Origin of the sequence: Saccharothrix australiensis (genome assembly GCF_003634935.1) — a bacterium.
GTDB classification, from domain to species: Bacteria; Actinomycetota; Actinomycetes; order Mycobacteriales; family Pseudonocardiaceae; genus Actinosynnema; species Actinosynnema australiense.
In genome coordinates this window covers 6,030,626-6,045,417 of record NZ_RBXO01000001.1, presented here as the reverse complement: position 1 = coordinate 6,045,417, position 14,792 = coordinate 6,030,626, and the positions used below count along the sequence as shown (strand labels likewise).

General features: G+C 73.5%; 18 protein-coding genes. 16 read left to right on the top strand and 2 right to left on the bottom strand.

The window, feature by feature from the left end:
- Window positions 1-140: 140 nt before the first annotated feature.
- The 8 genes from C8E97_RS25470 (at window position 141) to C8E97_RS25435 (ending at window position 6,684) form a co-directional block, all read left to right on the top strand.
- Window positions 141-374, top strand: a complete 234-nt coding sequence (locus C8E97_RS25470) for a PTS sugar transporter subunit IIB (protein WP_121007981.1) — start codon at window positions 141-143, stop codon at window positions 372-374.
- Entirely contained in the window at window positions 371-826 is a 456-nt protein-coding gene (locus C8E97_RS25465) for a PTS sugar transporter subunit IIA (RefSeq protein WP_121007980.1), read from the top strand. Before C8E97_RS25470 ends, C8E97_RS25465 begins: the two co-directional genes overlap by 4 nt.
- 90 nt (window positions 827-916) lie before the next feature.
- The gene (locus C8E97_RS25460) at window positions 917-1,483 is read left to right on the top strand and encodes a prepilin peptidase (RefSeq protein ID WP_246019155.1); all 567 of its coding nucleotides are present in this window, start codon (window positions 917-919) and stop codon (window positions 1,481-1,483) included.
- Between the two features lie 21 nt (window positions 1,484-1,504).
- The gene (aroC, locus tag C8E97_RS25455) at window positions 1,505-2,704 is read left to right on the top strand and encodes a chorismate synthase (protein WP_121007978.1); all 1,200 of its coding nucleotides are present in this window, start codon (window positions 1,505-1,507) and stop codon (window positions 2,702-2,704) included.
- Window positions 2,701-3,222: a shikimate kinase gene (locus C8E97_RS25450; RefSeq protein WP_121007977.1), complete on the top strand. Its 522-nt coding sequence runs from the start codon at window positions 2,701-2,703 to the stop codon at window positions 3,220-3,222. Before aroC ends, C8E97_RS25450 begins: the two co-directional genes overlap by 4 nt.
- A gap of 200 nt (window positions 3,223-3,422) precedes the next feature.
- Window positions 3,423-4,529, top strand: a complete 1,107-nt coding sequence (aroB, locus tag C8E97_RS25445) for a 3-dehydroquinate synthase (RefSeq protein WP_121012355.1) — start codon at window positions 3,423-3,425, stop codon at window positions 4,527-4,529.
- Complete coding sequence (gene aroQ / locus C8E97_RS25440; RefSeq protein WP_121007976.1) at window positions 4,526-4,996, top strand: type II 3-dehydroquinate dehydratase; 471 nt, start codon at window positions 4,526-4,528, stop codon at window positions 4,994-4,996. The genes aroB and aroQ overlap by 4 nt, the downstream gene beginning before the upstream one ends.
- Before the next feature lie 188 nt (window positions 4,997-5,184).
- Window positions 5,185-6,684: a glycoside hydrolase family protein gene (locus C8E97_RS25435; protein WP_121012352.1), complete on the top strand. Its 1,500-nt coding sequence runs from the start codon at window positions 5,185-5,187 to the stop codon at window positions 6,682-6,684.
- On the opposite strand, the gene C8E97_RS25430 is transcribed toward C8E97_RS25435, so the two are convergent.
- Window positions 6,681-7,085 carry a B-4DMT family transporter gene (locus C8E97_RS25430; protein WP_121007975.1) on the bottom strand — a complete coding sequence of 135 codons (405 nt, stop codon included), beginning with the start codon at window positions 7,083-7,085 and terminating at the stop codon, window positions 6,681-6,683. The two genes, C8E97_RS25435 and C8E97_RS25430, sit on opposite strands and share 4 nt — an antisense overlap.
- 52 nt (window positions 7,086-7,137) lie before the next feature.
- Here C8E97_RS25430 and C8E97_RS25425 point away from each other — a divergent pair, with 52 nt between their 5' ends.
- From C8E97_RS25425 to nusB, 3 genes are read left to right on the top strand one after another with little or no spacing between them, the layout of a single operon-like run.
- Window positions 7,138-8,223 carry a M24 family metallopeptidase gene (locus C8E97_RS25425; RefSeq protein WP_121007974.1) on the top strand — a complete coding sequence of 362 codons (1,086 nt, stop codon included), beginning with the start codon at window positions 7,138-7,140 and terminating at the stop codon, window positions 8,221-8,223.
- Between the two features lie 51 nt (window positions 8,224-8,274).
- Complete coding sequence (gene efp / locus C8E97_RS25420) at window positions 8,275-8,838, top strand: elongation factor P (RefSeq protein ID WP_121007973.1); 564 nt, start codon at window positions 8,275-8,277, stop codon at window positions 8,836-8,838.
- A gap of 1 nt (window position 8,839) precedes the next feature.
- Window positions 8,840-9,259 (top strand): transcription antitermination factor NusB, encoded by a 420-nt coding sequence (gene nusB / locus C8E97_RS25415; RefSeq protein WP_121007972.1) that lies wholly within the window; start codon window positions 8,840-8,842, stop codon window positions 9,257-9,259.
- A 286-nt stretch (window positions 9,260-9,545) separates the two neighbouring features.
- Here the strand turns inward: nusB and bldD are convergent, their stop codons facing one another.
- The gene (gene bldD, locus C8E97_RS25410) at window positions 9,546-10,034 is read right to left on the bottom strand and encodes a transcriptional regulator BldD (RefSeq protein ID WP_015103676.1); all 489 of its coding nucleotides are present in this window, start codon (window positions 10,032-10,034) and stop codon (window positions 9,546-9,548) included.
- A 259-nt stretch (window positions 10,035-10,293) separates the two neighbouring features.
- Between bldD and pyrR the strand changes: the two genes are divergently transcribed.
- The 5 genes from pyrR to carA are packed head-to-tail and all read left to right on the top strand — an operon-like array spanning window position 10,294 to window position 14,792.
- Window positions 10,294-10,866: a bifunctional pyr operon transcriptional regulator/uracil phosphoribosyltransferase PyrR gene (gene pyrR, locus C8E97_RS25405; protein ID WP_121007971.1), complete on the top strand. Its 573-nt coding sequence runs from the start codon at window positions 10,294-10,296 to the stop codon at window positions 10,864-10,866.
- The gene (locus C8E97_RS25400) at window positions 10,863-11,822 is read left to right on the top strand and encodes an aspartate carbamoyltransferase catalytic subunit (RefSeq protein WP_121007970.1); all 960 of its coding nucleotides are present in this window, start codon (window positions 10,863-10,865) and stop codon (window positions 11,820-11,822) included. Before pyrR ends, C8E97_RS25400 begins: the two co-directional genes overlap by 4 nt.
- The gene (locus C8E97_RS25395; RefSeq protein WP_121007969.1) at window positions 11,819-13,174 is read left to right on the top strand and encodes a dihydroorotase; all 1,356 of its coding nucleotides are present in this window, start codon (window positions 11,819-11,821) and stop codon (window positions 13,172-13,174) included. The genes C8E97_RS25400 and C8E97_RS25395 overlap by 4 nt, the downstream gene beginning before the upstream one ends.
- Window positions 13,171-13,656, top strand: a complete 486-nt coding sequence (locus C8E97_RS25390) for a PH-like domain-containing protein (protein ID WP_121007968.1) — start codon at window positions 13,171-13,173, stop codon at window positions 13,654-13,656. Before C8E97_RS25395 ends, C8E97_RS25390 begins: the two co-directional genes overlap by 4 nt.
- Entirely contained in the window at window positions 13,653-14,792 is a 1,140-nt protein-coding gene (gene carA, locus C8E97_RS25385; RefSeq protein ID WP_121007967.1) for a glutamine-hydrolyzing carbamoyl-phosphate synthase small subunit, read from the top strand. Before C8E97_RS25390 ends, carA begins: the two co-directional genes overlap by 4 nt.

The window sequence follows — 14,792 nt, the reverse complement described above, 5'->3', positions numbered from 1 at the left end:
CAGACCGCGATTGGTACTTTCCGGTCTAGACCAGTTGGTGCGGGGAGGATGCTCCGCGCTCCAAGCGGGTGTCAACCGCCGTTACGCGACCGTGGCCGAGCGGCGGCGCCCGCGCTCCGGGTGTCGAGAGAGGACTTGAAGTGGCGGACAAGGCCGAGAAGATCGTTGCCGCGCTGGGCGGCGCGGACAACATCGTCGAGATCGAACCCTGCATCACGCGCCTGCGCTGCGAGCTGGAGGACGGCGACCTCGTGGACGAGAAGGCGCTCAAGGGCCTCGGCGCGCACGGCGTGATGCGGTCGGGCAACATCGTCCAGGTCGTCGTGGGCCCCGAGGCCGACACCATCGCGAGCGACATCGAGGACCTGCTGTGACGTTGCGCGTGGCGAGCCCGGTCGCGGGTCGGGTCGTCCCGCTGGGCGAGGTGCCGGACCCGGTGTTCTCGCAGGCGATGGTGGGCCCCGGCGTCGCCGTGGAGCCGGACCGGGTGGCCGGCGAGGTCGTGTCCCCCGTCGACGGCACCGTCGTGACGCTGCACCCGCACGCGTTCGTGGTGGCGACGGCGGAGGGGCAGGCGGTGCTCGTGCACCTGGGCATCGACACGGTGAAGCGCAAGGGCGAGGGCTTCACGCTGCACGTGGTCAAGGGCGAGGCGGTGCGGGCCGGCCAGCCGGTCGTCACGTGGGACCCCGCCGAGGTCGAGGCGGCCGGGTTCGCCCCGATCTGCCCCGTCATCGCGCTGGACGCGGCCCCCGACGCGCTGCTCGACCAGGCCCCCGCGGGCCCGGTCGCGGCCGGTGGCGCGTTGTTCTCCTGGCAGCGCTGAGGACGGTCGCCGAGGGCGGGTTCGGGCGAATGGACCATTCGGCCGCGCCCGCCCTTGTGCTCCGAACGGCCCAGCCGCCACGGTGGGCCCATGGTCATTCCGCTGTCCGGCTTCAGCGCCGGAGTCCTGGGTTCGAGGGTGCTGCGCGTCCTGCCGCGCGGCGTTGACGTCCGATGGCTGTGGTGCGCGCTGCCCACGGCCGTCCTGTGGTCGGTCGCCTCGGCGGCGAGTCCGCCGCGGTGGCTGCCGGTGCCGCTCGCGCTGGCGTGGTTGGGCGTGCTCCTGGTGGCTGCGGACCTCCGATGTCGCCGCCTGCCCGACGCGTTGACCCTCTCCGCGCACCCGGTGCTCGGGGTGGCGCTGTGGCTCGCCGGCGCCGACCTCGAGCGGGCGGTGATCGGATGTCTGGTCTTCTCCGGTCTCCACGCGGCCGTGCACCTGTTGGCGCCGGCGGCCCTCGGCGGCGGCGACGTCAAGCTGTCCGGCGCGCTGGGGGCGGTGCTCGGGTCGGTGTCGTGGCTCGCGCTCCCGGTGGGCGCGGCGCTGGCGAGCGCGATCACGCTGGTCGTGGCGCTGTGGCGGCCCCCGGGTGGGCTGCCGCACGGTCCCGGCGCGGTGGGTGCGACCTGGCTGACGTCAGTGTGGGGTCCGTGGTGACGCTGTGGAAGGATTCGGCGCGTGCTGCGCTGGATCACCGCTGGGGAGTCCCACGGACCCGCCCTGGTCGCCGTGCTGGAAGGCATGGTCGCCGGGGTGGAGGTCACCACTGCCGACCTGACCGTCCACTTGGAACGGCGGCGGCTCGGGTTCGGGCGGAGCCCCCGGATGGGCTTCGAGGCCGACGACGTCGAGATCCTCGGCGGTGTGCGCCACGGGCTGACCCAGGGCGGCCCCATCGCCGTGCGGATCGGCAACACCGAGTGGCCCAAGTGGCAGAAGGTGATGTCCGCCGACCCCGTCGACCCGTCGGAGCTGAAGCCGACCGGGCGCAACGAGGCGCTGACCAGGCCCCGCCCCGGCCACGCCGACCTGCCCGGCATGCAGAAGTTCGGGTTCGACGAGGCGCGGCCGGTGCTGGAGCGGGCCAGCGCGCGCGAGACCGCCGCCCGGACCGCGCTGGGCACGGTGGCGAGGCACTTCCTCAAGCAGGTCTTCGACGTCGACGTGGTCAGCCACGTCGTGTCCATCGGCCGGGCCAAGACGCCCGCCGACGCGCCGGTGCCCGGTCCGGGCGACCTCGCGGCGGTGGACGCGAGCCCGGTGCGGGCGTTCGACCCGCGCGGCACCGAGGCGATGGTGGCCGAGGTGGAGGCGGTGAAGGAGGCGGGCGACACGGTCGGCGGCGTCATCGAGGTGATCGCCTACGGGCTGCCGCCCGGCCTCGGGTCGCACGTGCACTGGGACCGCCGGCTGGACGCGCGGCTCGCGGGCGCGCTGATGGGCGTGCAGGCGATGAAGGGCGTGGAGGTCGGCGACGGCTTCACCACCGCCGAGCGGTGGGGCAGCGAGGCGCACGACGAGATCGACCGGGGCACGGGGCCGAAGGGCGTGACGCGGCGCTCCAACCGGGCGGGCGGGCTGGAGGGCGGCATCACCAACGGCGAGCCGCTGCGGGTGCGGGTCGCGATGAAGCCGATCTCGACCGTCCCGCGTGCACTGTCCACGGTGGATGTCCGCACCGGCGAGCCCGCGGTGGCGATCCACCAGCGGTCGGACGTGTGCGCGGTGCCGCGGGCGGGCGTCGTGCTGGAGTCCGTCGTGGCGCTGGTGCTCGCGGAGGCGGCGCTGGAGAAGTTCGGCGGCGACTCGATCACCGAGACCAAGCGCAACGTCGCGGCCTACCTCGCCGCGCTGGAAGCCCGCTGGGAGGGCCGGTGAGCCCCCGGCTGGTCGTCCTCGGCCCGCCCGGCGCGGGCAAGACGACCGTCGGGCGACTGCTCGCCGAGCGGCTGGGCGCGTCCTTCCGGGACACCGACGAGGACGTCGTGGCCGCGGCGGGCAGGCCCATCGCGGACATCTTCACCACCGACGGCGAACCGGCGTTCCGGGCGCTGGAGGAGGCGGCGGTCGAGCGCGGCCTCGCGGAGCACGACGGCGTGCTGGCGCTGGGCGGCGGCGCGGTGCTGTCCGCCGTGACGCGGGCCCGCCTGGCCGGCCACGCGGTGGTGTTCCTCAACGTCGGCATGGCCGAGGGCGTGCGGCGCACCGGCCTGTCCACCGCGCGCCCGCTGCTGGCCGGGGTGAACCCGCGCTCGACGTTCAAGGCGCTGCTCGACGCCCGCCTGCCGCTGTACCGGGAGGTGGCGACCATCGAGGTGGTCACCGACGACCTGGCGCCGGAACAGGTGGTCGACGCCGTGCTCGACCGGTGGGAGCCGGCGCGGGCGTCCGAGTGACCGGTGGGGCCGACCGCCGCCGAGCCGCGGTGTCCGCCCGCGGCCGGGACCGGTGGCTGCCTGCCCGTGCGCCCGAGGCAGGCCGCGCCGTGCCGGGTCGGTCCGGCGGTCGGACCGGGGTACCCCCGGGCGCGGTGCCGGGGAGGCGGACGCGCCGCGGGTGACCGTGGTCGAATGGTGACCGACGAAGAGGAGTGGTGATGGGCGAGCCGGTGCGGATTCGCGTGGCCGCGGAACGGCCGTACGACGTGGTGGTGGGCCGCGGCCTGCTGGGCGACCTGGTCGAGACCCTGCGGGGCACGGACAAGGCGGCGATCGTCCACACGCCCACGCTCGCCGAGACCGCCGAGGCGGTCCGCGAGGAGCTGGCCGCCGCCGGGGTCGACGCGCACCGCGTCGAGATCCCCGACGCGGAGGACGGCAAGGACCTGAGGGTCGCCGGGTACTGCTGGAACGTGTTCGGGCAGATCGGGCTCGGCCGCCGCGACGCCGTCGTCGGCCTCGGCGGTGGCGCGGTGACGGACCTGGCCGGGTTCGTCGCGTCCACTTGGATGCGCGGCGTGCGGCTGGTGCACGTGCCGACCACGCTGCTCGGCATGGTCGACGCGGCCATCGGCGGCAAGACCGGCATCAACACCGACGCGGGCAAGAACCTGGTCGGCACGTTCTACGAGCCGCACGCGGTGCTGGTCGACCTGGCCACGCTGGAGACGCTGCCGCGCAACGAGCTGATCGCGGGCATGGCGGAGGTCGTCAAGGGCGGCTTCATCGCCGACCCGGCGATCCTCGACCTGATCGAGGCCGACCCGCAGCGGGCGCTGGACCCGACCGGCGAGGTGATCGAGGAGCTGGTCCGGCGCAAGATCCAGGTCAAGGCGGACGTCGTGTCCAGCGACCTGCGCGAATCCGACCTGCGCGAGATCCTCAACTACGGCCACACCCTGGGCCACGCCATCGAGCGGCGCGAGCGCTACCGCTGGCGGCACGGCGCGGCGGTCAGCGTCGGCCTGGTGTTCGCCGCCGAACTGGCCCGCCTCGCCGGCCGCCTGGACGACGAGACCGCCGACCGGCACCGCCGCGTGCTCACCGCGCTCGGCCTGCCGACGCGCTACGACCCGGACGCCCTGCCGCAGCTGCTGGAGGGCATGAGGTCGGACAAGAAGAACCGCGCCGGCGTGCTGCGGTTCGTGGTGCTCGACGGGCCCGCCAAGCCAGGGCGGCTGGAGGGCCCGGACCCGGCGCTGATCGCGGCGGCGTACTCGGCGGTGGCCGCCGAGCCGACCGCGGGCGGGAGCGTGCTGCTGTGAAGGTGCTCGTGCTCAACGGCCCGAACCTGGGCCGCCTCGGCACCCGCGAGCCTGCCGTCTACGGCGCGACCACCCACGCCGACCTGGTCGCCCTGTGCGAGGAGACCGGCCGCGAGCTGGGCGTCGAGGTGGAGGTCCGGCAGACCGACTTCGAGGGCGAGATGCTCGGCTGGCTGCACGGCGCGGCCGACGAGGGCACCCCGGTCGTGCTCAACGCGGGCGCGTGGACGCACTACTCCATCGCGGTGCGCGACGCGTGCGCACAGCTCACCGCGCCCCTGGTCGAGGTGCACATCTCGAACGTGCACAAGCGGGAGGAGTTCCGCCACCACAGCGTCCTGTCGGCCGTGGCGGACGGGGTGATCGTGGGCCTGGGCGTGCAGGGGTACGCGTTGGCGCTGCGTTGGATTTGCCGCGACTCCGTCGCGGCGGGCTCGGCCGCCTGGGAGTCGGACCGTCGCGCCTGATTTCCCGCCGATCCAAAAGCGGGATCGGCGGGAAATGAGGCGCGACACCCCGACGCGGCCTCGCGGGCGCGGTAGTGCGTGGGTTGGGTCTGGCTCTCTCACCCGATCGAGTGAGTTGATCTCTACACTGGGGCGAAACGGACCGTGGCGGTTTCCGCGGTGTCGTCCGTCTGTCGGAAGTGGAGATCATGGCCGGCCCGTCGCGGCTCCTCGGAGCGTTGTCCGCCTTGGGTGTGCTGGCGGCGTGTGCGCCCAGCACGGCCGCGCCGGTCGCCGTACCAGTGTCCACCACCCTTTCGTCCGCCTCGGCCGCTGCCACCACGAGCAGGAAGCCGCCGCCTGCCCCTCCGGTCGGGACCGAGCGGGGGCGGCAGAGTCCCGGCGTTGTCGCGGCCGGCGCGGAGGCCCCGTACAACTACGGGCCGGCCGTCGTCAGCGAGGGCGGCAAGCTGCGCATGTGGTGGTGCAGCCAGCTCCGGGATGCCGGTCCGCCCGGCGACGACCTGCTGTTCGCGGAGAGCGCGACCCCCGACGGGCCCTTCACCGCGCCCGACGGCAGCCCCGGCCAGTCCGTCCTGTCCGGCAGCGAGGCCGGGTTCGACGGCAAGCACGTCTGCGACCCGTCGGTGCTCAAGGTCGGCGGCACGTACTACCTGTACTACACCGGCGCGGCGGGCGAGCACGCCCACGGCAACGCCATCGGCGTCGCCACCAGCCCGGACGGCGTCCACTGGACCAGGGACGCGGGCGGCATGCCCATCGTCAGCCCCTCCTACGACACCACCCGCGACAACACCTACGGCGTCGGCCAGCCGTCCGTCCTGTTCGTCGACGGCTGGTTCTACCTGCTGTTCACCGACACCACCGGCCGGGCCGCCGGCTGGAACGGCGCGGGCCAGTTCGTCCTGCGCGCCCGCAACCCGACGTTCCTCAACCACGTGGAAGCCCTCGGCGAACGCGGGTTCGAGCCGGTCGCCGACACCCGCAAGCCCCGCACCCGCTCGGTGGTCGACGCGTTCAGCGCCGACTGGATGTACGTGGACGCGCTGAGGTCCTTCGCCATCGCCCACGAGACCGAGCAGGGCACCACGGTCACCTTCTGGGACAACGACTTCAAGGTCAACCCGATCCCCGCCGTCACCATCCCCGGCCGCTGGCGGGAGGGGCCGGGGCTGATCCGCACCACCGACGGCCACGCGCCGGTCTCGCCGGAGGACCCGTGCGGGCGCATCCCGCTCGACGTGGTGCGGGCGACCGTCGACGGCGCCGCCGCCGCGCCCACCGACCTGGGCCACTTCGGCCTGGACGTGGTCAACGCGCCCGGCTGCCGGTCCAAGGACGCCGCGCGCGTGCTGGACGGGTTCGCCGTGCCGTCGCCCGAGAACACCGTCGACCTGGTCGTCGGCGGCGAGGTGGTCCGGGTGGAACGCCGCTCGGTGGCCGACCGCCTCGCGACCCGCGTGCTGGACCGCCGCCCGGCCGTCGTGGACGCGCTGCCGCCGGCGGCCCGCGTCCCGGCCGGCGCGAAGGCCGTCCGCGCGCCCGACGGCCGGGTGGGCCTGCTGCTGGACGGCAGGCTGTGGCTGGTCGGCGGCGAGGACGTGACCACCCTCAACTCGTCCCCGGTCTCCGCCGTCTCGCAGAAGACCTGGGACGGCTACGAACAGGCGGGCGACCTGCGCCGCTAGGACGACCGCCGGGGTCGCGGCACCACGCGGCCCAGCGCGAGGCCCGGCCCGGCCGCGACCAGCACCAGCAGCGCCGTGAACGCCGCGCCGCCGGTCAACGCCGGCCCCAGCGCCTCGACACCCGTCCGGTCCACCAGGAGCGACCTGCCCAGCACACCCACCACACCGGCCACCGGCCCGGCGACCAGCGCGGCGGAGAACCACACCAGGCCGCCCTCGTCCAGGCCGCGCCGTGAGTCGAGCGCGCCCCACACCACCCCGACCACGACCACCAGCCCCAGCGCGGCGTACCGCGCCGCCGCCGACCCGCCGGGGCTGTGCACGGCCACCGCGCCCGTGCCGACCTGCACCCCGCCGTGCAGCACCCCCGTCCAAAGCCCCCGTGGCAGCCACCCGCGCATGGGCTTACCCTAGGCCGCTGTGCGGCCCCCTGTGTGCCTCTAGGCTGCGGGTATGCCGTACGCACCTCGTCGCGCCGCGCTGCGCGCCACGCTCCGGGACCGGGAGCTGGACGCGCTGCTGGTCACCAACCTGCTGAACGTCCGCTACCTGACCGGCTTCACCGGTTCCAACGCCGCGCTGCTGGTGTCCGCCGAGTCGGACGCCGAGACGGTCTTCTGCACCGACGGCCGCTACCTCACCCAGGCCGAGCGGCAGGTGCCCGACCTGGAACGCGTCATCGACCGGCCGTGCGACGCGGCGCTGGCGCAACGCGCGAGCAAGGCGGGCCTGCGCCGCGCGGGCTACGAGAGCCACCACGTCACCGTCGACGGCCTGGACGTCCTCACCGACGCCGCCGAGCACGTCGAGCTGGTCCGGGCGGCCGGGCTGGTGGAGGAGCTGCGGCTGGTCAAGGACGAGACGGAGATCGAGGCGCTGCGCATGGCGTGCGCGGCGGCCGACCGCGCGCTCGCCGACCTCATCGCGCACGGCGGCCTGCGCCCCGGCCGCACCGAGCGGGAGATCGCGCGCGAGCTGGAGAGCCGGATGCTCGACCACGGCGCGGCGGCGCCCAGCTTCGAGACCATCGTCGCGGCCGGCGCGAACTCGGCCGTGCCGCACCACCGCCCGACCGACGCCGTCGTGCACGCGGGCGACTTCGTGAAGCTGGACTTCGGCGCGCTGGTCGACGGCTACCACTCCGACATGACCCGCACCCTGGTCGTCGGCTCGGCGGCCGACTGGCAGCGCGAGCTGTACGACCTGGTGGCGGCCTCGCAGGCGGCGGGCAGGCAGGCGCTCGCACCCGGCACGGCGCTCAGCGCGGTGGACGCGGCGGCGCGCGACGTGATCGAGCAGGCGGGCTACGGCGAGCAGTTCCTGCACGGTCTCGGGCACGGCGTCGGCCTCCAGATCCACGAGGCTCCAGCGCTGTCCAAGGCGGGTGCCGGTACACTTCTGCCCGGTATGGCGGTCACCGTCGAGCCTGGTGTGTACCTCGCCGGGAAGGGCGGTGTCCGCATCGAGGACACGCTCGTGGTGCGCCGAGGCGCCCCGGAGCTCCTCACCCTGACCACGAAAGAGCTGGTGGTCGTCTGATGCCCGAACACCGGCGGACGCCCGCACACGAGTAACAGGAGAGCCCACCCCGTGGCCACCACCAACGACCTGAAGAACGGCCTGGTGCTGAACCTCGACGGCCAGCTGTGGACCGTCACCGCGTTCCAGCACGTCAAGCCGGGCAAGGGCGGCGCCTTCGTGCGCACCACGCTGAAGCACGTCCTGTCCGGCAAGGTCGTGGACAAGACCTTCAACGCGGGCACCAAGGTCGACACGGCCACCGTGGACAAGCGGGGCATGACCTACCTGTACCGGGACGGTTCCGACTTCGTCTTCATGGACGGCGACACCTACGACCAGATCAGCATCCCGGCGGAGACCGTCGGCGACGCGGCGAACTACATGCTGGAGAACCAGGAGGCGGTCGTCGCCGTCCACGAGGGCGTCGCGCTCTACGTGGAGCTGCCGACCAGCGTCGAGCTGGTCATCCAGCACACCGATCCGGGCCTCCAGGGCGACCGCAGCACGGGCGGCACCAAGCCCGCGACCCTGGAGACGGGCGCGGAGATCCAGGTGCCGCTGTTCGTCTCGACCGGCGAGAAGATCAAGGTCGACACCCGCGACGGCCGCTACCTCGGCCGCGTCAACGGCTGACATGGGCGCACGCAGCAAGGCCCGGAAACGCGCCGTGGACGTCCTCTACGAGGGCGACCTGCGGGGCATCGACGCGGTCACGCTCCTGGCCGAGCGAGTGGGCTCACCGGACGTGCCGCCGATCAACGACTACACGGTCAGCCTGGTGGAGGGCGTCACGGCGCACCGCGCGCGGATCGACGACCTGATCTCGGAGCACGCCGAGGGCTGGACCCTCCAGCGGATGCCGGGCGTCGACCGGGCGGTGCTGCGCGTGGGCCTCTACGAGCTGCTGTGGGCCTCCGACGTGCCCGACGCGGTCGCCATCGACGAGGCCGTGGAACTGGCGAAACAACTGTCGACCGACGATTCCCCGCGATTCGTCAACGGCGTGCTCGGCCGCATCGCCGTGATCGCCGACCAACTGCGCGCGGTCCTCTGACCGAGCGCACACCCGGCCACGCGCCCCAGCGCACACCGAGTCCAGCGTGTCATCCCCGTATGGCCTGCCCGCAGGGCAGGCCATACGGGGATGACACGCTCTGCACTGCTTCAAGCGAAGCTTGGAGCAGTGCCCCCATCCTCGGCGGCCGGCCCGTCCGGCGAGGACGCTCTTTTTCTCTTTTTCTCTTTTCCGCTTTCCGGCGCAGAGCCCCGAGGGCCACCCCCTGACCACGACAGGCAGCGGCCCTCACGCTCCGACCCCCGGCCCCCGAGGGCTCGGGACCTCAGTCCTCCTTGGCCGGTCGGGCCTCAGGCGGAAGCACACCCCAGTCGATGAGCTGTTCGGTCAGCTCGCCCGGCGTCATGTCGTAGATGATCGCGAGCGAGCGCAGGTCCTCGGTGCGGATCGAGAGGACCTTGCCGTTGTAGTCGCCGCGCTGGCTCTGGATGGTGGCCGCGTAGCGCGCGAGCGGCCCCACCTTCTCGGCGGGCAGCTGTTGCAGTCGCTCCAGGTTGATGACGATCTTCGTGGCGGGTTCGGCACCGGACGGGACGCGGCCCTCGGGCAGCAGTTCCGCGACCGGCACCCCGTAGAAGTCGGCCAGCTCGGCGAGCTTCTGCACGGTCACGGCCCGGTCGCCGCGCTCGTACGAGCCGACGACCACGGCCTTCCAGCGACCGCCGGACTTCTGCTCGACGCCGTGCAAGGACAAGCCCTGCTGCTGGCGGATCGCGCGGAGCTTTGCCCCCAGCGCCTTGGCGTAGTCGCCCATGTTGGCGGTTCTCCGTTCATTCGCCCCGTCAGCCGGTAGGGGACTGCCGCGGGGAGGCTTAGATCAATACGCAGAGTAATGATTGCTCTCCGTGGTCACCAGGTCAAGCTGATCTCGCCGGCCGAGGTGGTCGAGACCACGCGGACCACCCGGAAGATTGACCGGGAAAGCCTGATACCGTGCTGGTCAGCCCGGTCGCAACCGGGTGTCCGACGTCCTTTAAGGACCCGTCCAGCGAGGCGGGGAAGGAGGTCCAACCGTGGCGCCACGTCAACGTGGCGCGACGGACCCGGCGGGAGAGCGCGAGCTGCTCTCGGCCGGTGACGTCGCGCGCACCGTCGCCCGAATGGCCCATCAGATCATCGAGAAGACCGCTCTCGATGCACCGAGCGCACCCGAAGTAGTCCTGATGGGGATTCCAAGCCGAGGTGCGCCGCTCGCCCGAAGACTAGCCGTGAAGATCAACGAGTTCAGCGGTGTGGCGGTACCCACAGGCACGCTGGACGTGACGCTCTACCGGGACGACCTGCGCCGCGGCCCCACCCGGCCGCTGGAGGCGACGAAGCTCCCGGACGGCGGCGTCGACGACCGGCTGGTGGTCCTCGTGGACGACGTGCTGTTCTCCGGCCGCACGATCCGCGCCGCGCTGGACGCCCTGCGCGACCACGGCCGCCCCCGCGCCGTGCAGCTCGCGGTGCTGGTCGACCGGGGCCACCGCGAACTGCCGATCCGCGCCGACTACGTGGGCAAGAACGTGCCCACCGCCCGGTCCGAGGAGGTCCACGTGCTCCTGGAGGAGTTCGACCAGCGGGACGGGGTGGTGCTGCGGTGAGGCACCTGCTGTCCACCGAGGGCATCGACCCGGCCGCGGCGACCGCGATCCTGGACACGGCGGCGACCCTCAAGCAGTCGCTGGAGGGCCGCGAGGTCCGCAAGCTGCCGACGCTGCGGGGCCGGACCGTCGTCACGGTGTTCTACGAGAACTCGACCCGCACCCGCGTGAGCTTCGAGATCGCCGGCAAGTGGATGAGCGCGGACGTGGTGAACGTCTCGTCGTCCGGGTCCAGCGTCGGCAAGGGCGAGTCGCTGCGGGACACCGCGCTGACCCTCGCGGCGGCCGGCGCGGACTGCGTGGTCGTCCGGCACCCGGCCTCGGGCGCGGCGCACCGCCTGGCGAACTGGCTCCAGGACGCCGGCACGTCGGTGGTCAACGCCGGCGACGGGATGCACGAGCACCCCACGCAGGCCCTGCTGGACGCCGCCACGCTGCGGGAGCGCCTCGGCGACCTGGCGGACCGGCGGATCGCGATCGTCGGCGACGTGCTGCACAGCCGGGTGGCGCGCTCGAACGTCCACCTGCTCACCGCGCTGGGCGCGCACGTGACCCTGGTCGCGCCGCCGACGCTGCTGCCCGCCGGCGTGGCGAACTGGCCGGTGACCGTCTCGCACGAGCTGGACGCCGAGCTGCCGAGCCAGGACGCGGTGATGCTGCTCAGGGTGCAGGCGGAGCGGATGTACAGCGGGCCCGCCGGCGCGAAGGGCAACGGCCACTTCTTCCCCTCGGCCCGCGAGTACTCGATCGCCTACGGCCTGAACGAGAACCGCCTGAAGCTCCTCCCCGAGCACGCCGTGGTCCTGCACCCCGGTCCGATGCTGCGCGGCATGGAGATCGCGTCCTCGGTCGCGGACTCGCCGCGGGCGGCCATCACCGACCAGGTGCGCAACGGCGTCCACGTCCGCATGGCCGTCCTCTACCACCTGCTTGCCCACGAGGAGGAAACCGCGTGAGCCCCTTGATCCTCAAGGGTGTACGACCGTACGGCGAGGGCGACCCGGTCGACGTGCTGATCCGCGACGGCGTGATCGCGGCCATCGGCGCCTACGACGAGACCTCCGCCACCCTCGACGGCCACCCGGTCCACCCCGGCGGCACCACGAGCGGTGACGTCACGAGCGGCGGCACCGGCCACCGGACCGTCGAGGGCGGCGGCGCGGTCCTCCTGCCCGGCTTCGTCGACCTGCACACCCACCTGCGCGAACCCGGCCGCGAGGACACCGAGACGATCGCCACCGGCTCGGCCGCGGCGGCCCTGGGCGGCTACACCGCCGTCTTCGCGATGGCCAACACCGACCCCGTGGCGGACAACGCCGTGGTGGTCGAGCACGTCGCCCGCCGCGGCCGGGAGGTCGGCCTGGTGGACGTCCACCCGGTGGGCGCGGTCACCGTCGGCCTCGGGGGCGAGCGGCTGGCCGAGCTGGGCACGATGGCCAAGGCGGGCGTCCGGGTCTTCTCCGACGACGGCCACTGCGTCCACGACCCGCTGATCATGCGGCGCGCCCTGGAGTACTCGAAGGCGCTGGACGTGGTCGTCGCGCAGCACGCCGAGGAGCCCCGCCTGACCGTCGGCGCGCAGGCGCACGAGGGCGAGCAGGCGGCCCGCCTGGGCCTCCAGGGCTGGCCGGCCGCCGCCGAGGAGGCCGTCGTGGCCCGCGACTGCCTGCTGGCCGCGCAGGTGGGCGCCCGGCTGCACGTCTGCCACGTGTCCACCGCGGGCACCGCCGACGTCCTGGCCTGGGCGAAGGCGCGCGGCACCGAGGTGTCCGCCGAGGTCACCCCGCACCACCTGCTGCTGACCGACGAGCGCCTGGCGACCTACGACCCGGTCAACAAGGTCAACCCGCCCCTGCGCACCGCGGCCGACGTCGAGCGGCTGCGGCAGGCCCTCGCCGACGGCGTCATCGACTGCGTGGCCACCGACCACGCGCCGCACGCCGTCCAGGACAAGGACGTCGAGTGGTCCGCCGCCCGGCCGGGGATGCTGGGCCTCCAGACGGCGCTGTCGATCGTCGTGGAGACCATGCTCCGGCCCGGCCTGCTGGACTGGCGCGGCGTGGCCCGCGTGCTCAGCGAGCGGCCCGCCGAGATCGCCGGGCTGCCCGACCAGGGCCGTCCGATCGCGGTCGGCGAGCCGGCCAACCTGACCCTGGTCGACCCGGACGCCCGGTGGACCGTGCGGGGCGCGGAGCTGGCCAGCATCGCGGCGAACACGCCGTTCGAGGGCATGGAGCTGCCCGGCCGGGTCGTGGCGACGCTGCTGCGCGGACGCGTGACGGCCACCGGCGGGAGGGTCGCCGCATGACCCGCGTGCTGCTGTCCCTGGCGGTGCTCGCCGTCTTCGCGCTGTGCCTCTACGGCATGTGGCACGGCTGGCGCGCCAGGGCCCGCCGCCAGGCCGGGGCGCTGCCGGACTTCCCTCGGCCACCCGCCGAGCCCGGCTCGGCGCGGCTGGAGACGACCGGCGTCTACGTGGGCACGACGATCGGCGACGACTGGCAGGACCGGGTCGCGGTCGGTGACATCGGCCACCGCGCCGAGGCCACGCTGCGGCTGACCGAGCGCGGCGTGCTGGTGGAGCGCACCGGCGCGGGCGCGATGTGGATACCGCTGGAGGACGTGGTGGGCGCCCGCACCGCGCGCGGTCTGGCGGGCAAGGTGATGAGCGCCGACGGGCTGCTGGTGGTGCGCTGGCGGCGCGAGGGCCAGACCTTCGACACCGGGTTCCGGGGCGACGACAAGGACGTGTACGAGCAGTGGGTGCGAGTGCTGGGAGGCAAGGTATGACGAACGCGGCACTGGTCCTCGAAGACGGGCGGGTCTTCCGCGGCGAGGCATACGGCGCGCTCGGCGTGAGCCTCGGCGAGGCCGTCTTCTCCACCGGCATGACCGGCTACCAGGAGACCCTGACCGACCCGTCCTACCACCGGCAGATCGTGGTGCAGACCGCGCCGCAGATCGGCAACACCGGCTGGAACGACGAGGACGACGAGTCGGCCCGCATCTGGGTCGCCGGGTACGTCGTGCGCGACCCGGCCCGCGTGCCGTCCAACTGGCGGTCGACGCGCGGCCTGGAGGAGGAGCTGGCGCGCCAGGGCGTCGTCGGCGTCTCCGGCGTCGACACCCGGATGCTGACCCGCCACCTGCGCGAGCGGGGCGCGATGCGCGCGGGCGTGTTCTCCGGCGACGAGCTGGGCACCGCCGAGGAGATGCTGGAGCGGGTCCGCGGCGGCCCCGGCATGGCGGGCGCGGACCTGGCGGGCGACGTCACCACCGCCGAGCCGTACGTGGTGGACGCGGTCGGCGAGCGCCGCTTCCGCGTGGCCGCGCTGGACCTGGGCATCAAGTCCAACACGCCGCGCATGATGGCGGCCCGCGGCATCGAGGTGCACGTCCTGCCGCTGACCTCGACCTACGACGAGATCGCGGCGATCGCGCCGGACGGGGTGTTCCTGTCCAACGGTCCCGGCGACCCGGCGACGCAGGCGCACGCCGTCGAGCTGACCCGCGCCGTGCTGGACCGGCGGATCCCGCTGTTCGGCATCTGCTTCGGCAACCAGATCCTGGGCCGCGCGCTCGGCCGGGAGACCTACAAGATGCGCTACGGCCACCGGGGCATCAACATCCCGGTCATCGACGTCGCGACCGGCAAGGTGGCCATCACCGCGCAGAACCACGGCTTCGCCCTGGAGGGCGAGCCGGGGGAGGAGTTCGACTCCGACTTCGGCCGCGTCCAGCTCAGCCACTACTGCCCGAACGACGGCACCGTGGAGGGCGTGCGCGCCCTGGACGTGCCCGCGTTCAGCGTGCAGTACCACCCGGAGGCGGCGGCGGGCCCGCACGACGCCGCTCCGCTGTTCGACGAGTTCTGCAACCTCATGTCCGGCTCGGCCGGTGGACAGACGAAGGGCGAGGGCCGCTGA